A 6999-nucleotide genomic window follows, 5' to 3' on the forward strand; every position below is an offset into this window, starting at 1 on the left:
TTCGCTTATCCGACATTGTTCAGGAACAGAATCGCTTATGTCATCTTCTCGTCCGGTATTCCGTTCTGGCTGGCTACCGTATGCGCTAGTGCTGCCGCAACTGATTATTACCCTTATCTTTTTCATTTGGCCTGCGGGCGAAGCGCTGTGGTATTCACTGCAAAATGTCGATCCGTTTGGTCTTTCGAGCACGTTTGTTGGCCTGGAGAATTTCAAACAGCTGTTCCACGACAGCTACTATCTCGACTCTTTCTACACCACCTTAATTTTCAGTGGATTAGTGGCAGGTAGCGGCTTGCTGGTGTCGCTCTTTTTCGCCGCCCTCACGGATTATGTGGTGCGCGGCAGCCGTATTTATCAAACATTAATGCTGCTGCCTTATGCGGTGGCACCGGCGATTGCCGCCGTGCTGTGGATTTTCCTGTTTAACCCAGGTCGTGGGCTGATAACCCACGTGCTGGAACAGTTTGGATATCACTGGAACCATGCGCAAAACAGTGGTCAGGCAATGTTCCTTGTGGTGTTTGCCTCAGTCTGGAAGCAAATCAGCTATAACTTCCTGTTTTTCTTCGCCGCCCTTCAGTCCATTCCGCGCTCGTTAATTGAAGCCGCTTCCATTGACGGGGCAGGTCCCGTGCGTCGTTTCTTCAAGCTGTCGCTACCGCTCATTGCGCCGGTGAGCTTCTTCCTGCTGGTGGTTAATCTGGTGTACGCGTTTTTCGATACTTTTCCGGTTATCGACGCCGCAACAGGCGGTGGCCCGGTACAGGCGACCACTACGCTAATCTACAAAATTTATCGCGAAGGTTTTGCCGGACTCGATCTCTCGGCGTCAGCGGCGCAATCCGTGGTGTTGATGTTCCTGGTCATCATCCTGACGGTCATTCAGTTCCGTTTTGTGGAACGTAAGGTGCGCTACCAATGATTGAGAATCGCCGTGGGCTGACAATCTTCAGCCACACCCTGCTCATTCTGGGCATCATCGTGATTTTGTTCCCGCTGTATGTCGCGTTTGTCGCGGCGACGCTGGATAACGAGGCCGTCTTTCAGACGCCCATGACGCTTATCCCAGGCACGCATTTGCTGGAAAACATGACTTACATTTGGCTGCATGGCGTGGGGGCGAACAGTGCGCCATTTGGCCTGATGTTGCTCAATAGCTTTGTGATGGCCATGGTCATTACCCTCGGCAAAATCACGGTTTCAATGCTGTCAGCCTTTGCGATTGTTTGGTTCCGTTTTCCATTCCGTAACCTGTTCTTCTGGATGATTTTTATCACCCTAATGTTACCGGTTGAGGTACGAATTTTCCCGACGGTTGACGTTATTGCCAATCTTAAAATGCTCGATAGCTACACCGGCCTGACGCTGCCATTAATGGCGTCGGCAACCGCGACCTTCTTGTTCCGCCAGTTCTTTATGACGCTGCCCGATGAACTGATGGAAGCCGCGCGTATCGATGGCGCATCGCCAATGCGTTTTTTCCGCGACATTGTGCTGCCGCTTTCAAAAACCAATCTGGCGGCGCTGTTCGTCATCACCTTTATCTACGGTTGGAACCAGTATCTGTGGCCGTTGCTGATTATCAGCGACGTCAACCTCGGCACCGCTGTGGCAGGCATCAAAGGCATGATGTCTTCCGGGGAAGGCACGACCCAGTGGAATCAAGTTATGGCGGCCATGCTGCTGACCCTGATCCCCCCGGTAATTATCGTTTTAGCCATGCAGCGTGCCTTTGTGCGTGGCCTTGTTGATAGTGAGAAGTAATCCATGGCAGGACTAAAACTACAGGCAGTAAGCAAGAGTTGGGACAATAAAACCCAGGTGATTGAACCCCTGACGCTAGATGTGGCAGACGGCGAATTTATCGTAATGGTTGGCCCGTCGGGCTGTGGAAAATCTACGTTGCTGCGGATGGTTGCCGGGCTTGAGCGCGTCACCAGTGGCGATATCTGGATTGACCGTCAGCGTGTCACTGAAATGGAACCGAAAGAGCGCGGCATCGCGATGGTGTTCCAGAACTACGCGCTTTATCCGCATATGAGCGTGGAAGAAAATATGGCGTGGGGCCTGAAAATCCGCGGCATGGGCAAAGCGCACATTCAGCAGAAAGTGGTGGAAGCGGCACGTATTCTTGAACTCGATGGCTTGCTCAAACGTCGCCCGCGTGAACTTTCCGGTGGCCAACGTCAGCGCGTAGCAATGGGGCGCGCCATCGTGCGTGACCCGGCGGTTTTCTTGTTCGATGAGCCGCTATCGAATCTTGATGCCAAACTGCGCGTGCAAATGCGTCTGGAATTGCAGCAATTACATCGCCGCCTGAAAACGACCAGCTTATACGTCACCCACGATCAGGTTGAAGCGATGACGCTGGCGCAGCGTGTGATGGTGATGAATAAAGGTGTCGCCGAACAAATCGGGACGCCAGTGGAGGTTTACGAACGCCCGGCAAGCCGCTTTGTGGCCAGTTTTATCGGCTCGCCTGCCATGAACCTGCTAGAAGGGAATATCAGCGCCGATGGCTCGCGTTTTGAACTGCCAGGTGGTATGGCGCTGCCGTTGGGGGGCGTGCAGAGCAGGCTTCAGGGGCGAGCCGTGACGCTGGGTATCCGCCCGGAACATATTGCGCTAAGCTCACACTCCGCAGGCGGCGTGCCCTTTCAGGTGGAAACGCTGGAGATGCTCGGTGCAGATAATCTGGTGCACGGGCGTTGGGGTGAGCAAAAAATGGTGGTGCGTCTGAACCATCAGGAACGCCCACAACCCGGCAGCACGCTTTGGCTACATCTGCCTGAAAATCATCTGCATTACTTTAACAATGACCGCTTTGATAAAGAAAATGGACAACGTTTATGAGTCACTGGCCCTACCCAAAAATCGCTGCACATCGTGGCGGTGGCAAACTGGCACCGGAAAATACACTGGCGGCGATTGATGTCGGTGCGCGTTACGGCCACACCATGATTGAGTTTGATGCCAAGCTTTCACAAGATGGGCAAATTTTCCTGCTGCACGACGACACCCTGGAACGCACCAGTAACGGCTGGGGGGTAGCGGGAGATTTACCCTGGGATAAACTGCTGAAAATCGATGCCGGAAGCTGGTTTAGCGGTGAATTTAAAGGCGAACCGTTACCGCTGCTTTCGCAAGTCGCGGCGCGTTGTCAGCAACACGCAATGATGGCAAACATTGAAATCAAACCGACCACTGGCACCGATGCACAAACCGGAAAAGTGATCGCGCTGGCGGCAGCAGAGTTGTGGCAGGGGCAAACGGCACCGTTACTATCGTCGTTTTCTATCGAAGCGCTGGCAGCTGCACAGCTTGCCGTTCCTGAATTACCGCGTGGGTTATTGCTCGATGAATGGCGTGATGACTGGCGTGAACTGACGACCCGCCTGGGCTGTGTTTCCATTCACTTGAATCATAAATTGCTGGATGAAACGCGCGTGCTAGAACTCAAAGCGGCGGGATTACATATTCTGGTTTATACGGTGAATATTCCCCAACGAGCAGCAACGCTGCTGCGCTGGGGAGTGGACACCCTCTGCACCGACCGTATTGACCAAATTGGCGCGGACTTTACCTACTAAACGAAGGTCAATGTGGGATGGCGCAAGCTTGTCCGACCGACGGTATTGGTGTTGCAGGGTGGATAAGCGTTAGCGTCATCCCCCATTTTCCTTACGGCCCAATCGTTTTCAGCGGAATATTGGGCTGTAGGGGAGCCGATTGACCGTTTGAATTAAGCATGCTGCCATTGGTTTTCGGTTGCAGCATGTGCTCCTGGCTGCTGCTTGTGCTGCTTAACATTCCACCATTGTTATTCGGCAGAACTTGCTGTGTGCCAACATCCAGATCATTTGGATAATTTTTTTTCACCTTAAAAACATCCTGCTGTGAATTGTTATTTATCTGCGATTCCAGATGCTGCTGTTGCACACGCGTTTGTGTTTGTAACTGCTGATTCAACATGCCTTTTTGTTGTATCTGCTGGGTTTGCATTTGCTGCTTCATTCGTTGCTGACTTGGAATCTGGTAATCCGGTTGATTTGGATTATTCAGAGTATTAATCGGTTGTGCCAAACAGGTAAATGGCAGCAAAGCCGCCAGGAGTAATATTTTTTTCATCGTCACTTCCTCCATTAGGGGGACTTATTAAGTTTACTCGTTTTCCATAGTTACGAAGATTATTTAGGAATTATGGACCAGGCTTTATGGGCTATTGACTCTAAAACCCGTCGTCTTTCACGTTGCAGATGCGTTGGCTACGTTCACTCACCCGAATCACTTAGTCCACTAAGCTCATCGGGATTTGTTCGCTTGCCACCTTCCTGCACCATGAAATCCATAGGGGTTTATAAATTCATGGAGAAAACAACGATGAAGCAGTGGAAAACAATTCGTCTGGAAATTCTGCGTTGGATAACCATTCCCGCGCTAATGATAGGACTGTGCCTTTCTGTTAGTGCCGCACCACCACCGGTTGCAGCGCCTGTATCCTACGGTGTTGAAGCGGATATCCATCATCCGGTACAGGCGCAAAACGGGATGGTCGCCTCGCAAGATTCGCTGGCGACGCAAGTCGGTGTCGATATTCTGAAACAGGGCGGAAATGCGGTCGATGCTGCCGTTGCGGTTGGTTTTGCACTTGCCGTCACCCATCCACAGGCGGGGAATATCGGCGGGGGCGGCTTCATGATGCTGCGCACCAAAGACGGGAAAACTACCGCTATTGATTTCCGCGAAATGGCACCAGAAAAAGCCTCGCGCGATATGTTCCTTGATGCGCAGGGCAATGCTGACAGTAAAAAATCCCTTACATCTCATCTAGCTTCAGGCACGCCAGGCACCGTGGCAGGCTTCTCCATGGCGCTGGAAAAATACGGCACACTGCCGCTCAACAAAGTTATCCAACCGGCTATTAAGCTTGCGCAGGAAGGTTTTACCGTGAACGATGCGCTGGCTGAAGACCTGAAGATTTACGGCGCAGAAGTTCTTCCTAATCACCCAAACAGCAAAGCTATTTTCTGGAAAGCTGACGGTGCACCCCTGCAAAAGGGCGACAAACTGCTGCAGACCAACCTCGCCAAAAGCCTCGAAATGATTGCCGAAAATGGCCCGGATGCATTCTATAAAGGGGCCATTGCTGACCAGATTGCCGAGGAAATGGCAAACAATGGCGGCCTGATTAGCAAGGTTGACCTGGCCAATTACAAGGCGGTTGAGCGTACGCCAATTAGCGGTGATTACCGTGGCTACCAGATATTCTCCATGCCACCACCGTCTTCTGGCGGCATCCACATTGTGGAAATCCTCAATATCCTGGAGAACTTCGACCTCGCCAAATATGGTTTTGGCAGTGCCAATGCGATGCAGTTAACGGCAGAAGCTGAAAAATATGCCTATGCCGATCGTTCGGAATATCTCGGTGACCCTGACTTTGTCAAAGTGCCGTGGCAGGCGCTGACCAGCAAAGCCTACGCAAAATCGCTGGCTGAACAGATAGATATCAACAAAGCTCGCCCGTCGAGTGAAATTAAACCCGGGACACTTGCGCCGTATGAAAGTAACCAGACCACGCATTTCTCGGTGGTGGATAAAGACGGCAATGCCGTGGCGGTGACATACACCCTGAATACCGTGTTTGGCAGTGGCATTGTGGCGGGAAATACCGGCATCCTGATGAACAACCAAATGGATGACTTCTCGGCGAAACCTGGTGTGCCGAATGTCTACGGGCTGGTGGGTGGCGATGCGAACGCCGTCGGGCCGCATAAACGCCCGCTGTCGTCGATGTCGCCAACCATCGTGGTTAAAGATGGGAAAACCTGGCTGGTGACCGGGAGTCCTGGCGGTAGCCGTATCATCACCACGGTGCTGCAAATGGTGATGAACACTATCGATTATGGGATGAACGTTGCCGAAGCCACTAACGCACCACGTTTCCATCATCAATGGTTGCCTGATGCGTTGAGAGTCGAGAAAGGCTTTAGCCCGGATACGCTCAACCTACTGAAAGATAAAGGGCAGAAAGTCGAAGTGAAAGAAGTGATGGGCAGCACGCAGAGCATAATGGTAGGAACAGATGGCATGTTATATGGCGCATCTGATCCTCGTTCTGTGGATGATCTAACCGCCGGGTATTAAGTTTTTCCCCTCTCCCTGGAGGGGTGGGGACTCGATGTAAACCTCCAGATTTTGGATACAAAATCCAGAATCTGGGGTTCAGTACAGATTTTCGCCCTCTCCTGGGGGGAGAGGGCCGGGGTGAGGACGATTTATTCTGGCTTAATCCGCGCCATAAAATACGCATCCACATACTTACCCTCGCGCAGAGCGTAATTCTTGCCGGTGCCTTCAATTTCAAAACCGAATTTGCGATACACCGCGACAGCTGATTCGTTATCGACGAACACGGTCAACTCGGTGCGGTCTATGCGTAGCCAGTTATCACACAGGTCGGTCATCGCTTTTAGCAAGGCGCTGGCGACGCCGCGATTGCGCTGTTGCCCGCAGACACTTAACCCGAAAGTCGCAACATGGCTGCGGCGTGGATTTTGCTCAATATCCAGAACTAAATGCCCGGTAACCACATCGTCAATACAGGCAACAAGTTGGCGACGGCCTGGGGATGAGCGCTTCATTCGTTCTTCCCACATTTCTAGAGAAGGATGAGGAGCTTGTAGCGTGTTGTGATAAACCTCTGGCTGGGCATTCATCTGCCGTAAAGCATCCAGATCTCTTAATTCAGCGTGGCGTATCACTATCTCGCTCATTCCTTTTCTCCTCAAATAGTTAGGTAACCCTTTCAACATTATTGATTTTTTTATTTTGGTCAACTGCTAACTTTTTCTAAAAAATAGTAGACAAGTGCGAATGATAATGATTATTATTGCCATGCGTTCAGGGGAGACTCTTACGGAGATAACCTGAAAGCACGACATTGCTCACATTGCTTCCAGTATTACTTAGCCAGCCTTGCGCTGGCTTTTTTTT

7 protein-coding genes are annotated in these 6999 nt (G+C 51.5%); 5 read left to right on the forward strand and 2 right to left on the reverse strand.

What is annotated here, in order from left to right; translation table 11 throughout:
- Nucleotides 1-37 precede the first annotated feature (37 nt).
- The 4 genes from ugpA to ugpQ are packed head-to-tail and all read left to right on the forward strand — an operon-like array spanning nt 38 to nt 3593.
- Nucleotides 38-925 (forward strand): sn-glycerol-3-phosphate ABC transporter permease UgpA, encoded by an 888-nt coding sequence (ugpA, locus tag VJY99_RS16600; protein WP_324120434.1) that lies wholly within the window; start codon nt 38-40, stop codon nt 923-925.
- Nucleotides 922-1767 carry a sn-glycerol-3-phosphate ABC transporter permease UgpE gene (gene ugpE / locus VJY99_RS16605; RefSeq protein ID WP_324120436.1) on the forward strand — a complete coding sequence of 282 codons (846 nt, stop codon included), beginning with the start codon at nt 922-924 and terminating at the stop codon, nt 1765-1767. Before ugpA ends, ugpE begins: the two co-directional genes overlap by 4 nt.
- A 3-nt stretch (nt 1768-1770) precedes the next feature.
- Entirely contained in the window at nt 1771-2856 is a 1086-nt protein-coding gene (locus tag VJY99_RS16610; RefSeq protein ID WP_324120438.1) for a sn-glycerol-3-phosphate import ATP-binding protein UgpC, read from the forward strand.
- A complete protein-coding gene (gene ugpQ / locus VJY99_RS16615; protein WP_324120440.1) occupies nt 2853-3593 on the forward strand; it encodes a glycerophosphodiester phosphodiesterase in 741 nt (246 codons plus the stop codon). The genes VJY99_RS16610 and ugpQ overlap by 4 nt, the downstream gene beginning before the upstream one ends.
- 91 nt (nt 3594-3684) lie before the next feature.
- Here the strand turns inward: ugpQ and VJY99_RS16620 are convergent, their stop codons facing one another.
- Nucleotides 3685-4131, reverse strand: a complete 447-nt coding sequence (locus VJY99_RS16620; RefSeq protein ID WP_324120442.1) for a DUF2756 family protein — start codon at nt 4129-4131, stop codon at nt 3685-3687.
- A gap of 252 nt (nt 4132-4383) precedes the next feature.
- Here VJY99_RS16620 and ggt point away from each other — a divergent pair, with 252 nt between their 5' ends.
- Nucleotides 4384-6150 carry a gamma-glutamyltransferase gene (gene ggt / locus VJY99_RS16625; protein WP_414641606.1) on the forward strand — a complete coding sequence of 589 codons (1767 nt, stop codon included), beginning with the start codon at nt 4384-4386 and terminating at the stop codon, nt 6148-6150.
- 131 nt (nt 6151-6281) lie between these two features.
- On the opposite strand, the gene yhhY is transcribed toward ggt, so the two are convergent.
- Complete coding sequence (gene yhhY / locus VJY99_RS16630; RefSeq protein ID WP_324120445.1) at nt 6282-6779, reverse strand: N-acetyltransferase; 498 nt, start codon at nt 6777-6779, stop codon at nt 6282-6284.
- Nucleotides 6780-6999 lie beyond the last annotated feature (220 nt).

Source organism: Buttiauxella sp. (assembly GCF_035271705.1).
In the GTDB taxonomy this organism is placed as follows: domain Bacteria; phylum Pseudomonadota; class Gammaproteobacteria; order Enterobacterales; family Enterobacteriaceae; genus Buttiauxella.

What these genes read in the sequence shown, in the direction of transcription:
- ugpQ (WP_324120440.1), top strand. Translation starts at nt 2,853, where the DNA reads ATGAGTCACTGGCCCTACCCAAAAATCGCTGCACATCGTGGCGGTGGC.
- VJY99_RS16610 (WP_324120438.1), top strand. Translation starts at nt 1,771, where the DNA reads ATGGCAGGACTAAAACTACAGGCAGTAAGCAAGAGTTGGGACAATAAA.
- VJY99_RS16620 (WP_324120442.1), bottom strand. Translation starts at nt 4,131, where the DNA reads ATGAAAAAAATATTACTCCTGGCGGCTTTGCTGCCATTTACCTGTTTG.
- ugpE (WP_324120436.1), top strand. Translation starts at nt 922, where the DNA reads ATGATTGAGAATCGCCGTGGGCTGACAATCTTCAGCCACACCCTGCTC.
- yhhY (WP_324120445.1), bottom strand. Translation starts at nt 6,779, where the DNA reads ATGAGCGAGATAGTGATACGCCACGCTGAATTAAGAGATCTGGATGCT.
- ggt (WP_414641606.1), top strand. Translation starts at nt 4,384, where the DNA reads ATGAAGCAGTGGAAAACAATTCGTCTGGAAATTCTGCGTTGGATAACC.
- ugpA (WP_324120434.1), top strand. Translation starts at nt 38, where the DNA reads ATGTCATCTTCTCGTCCGGTATTCCGTTCTGGCTGGCTACCGTATGCG.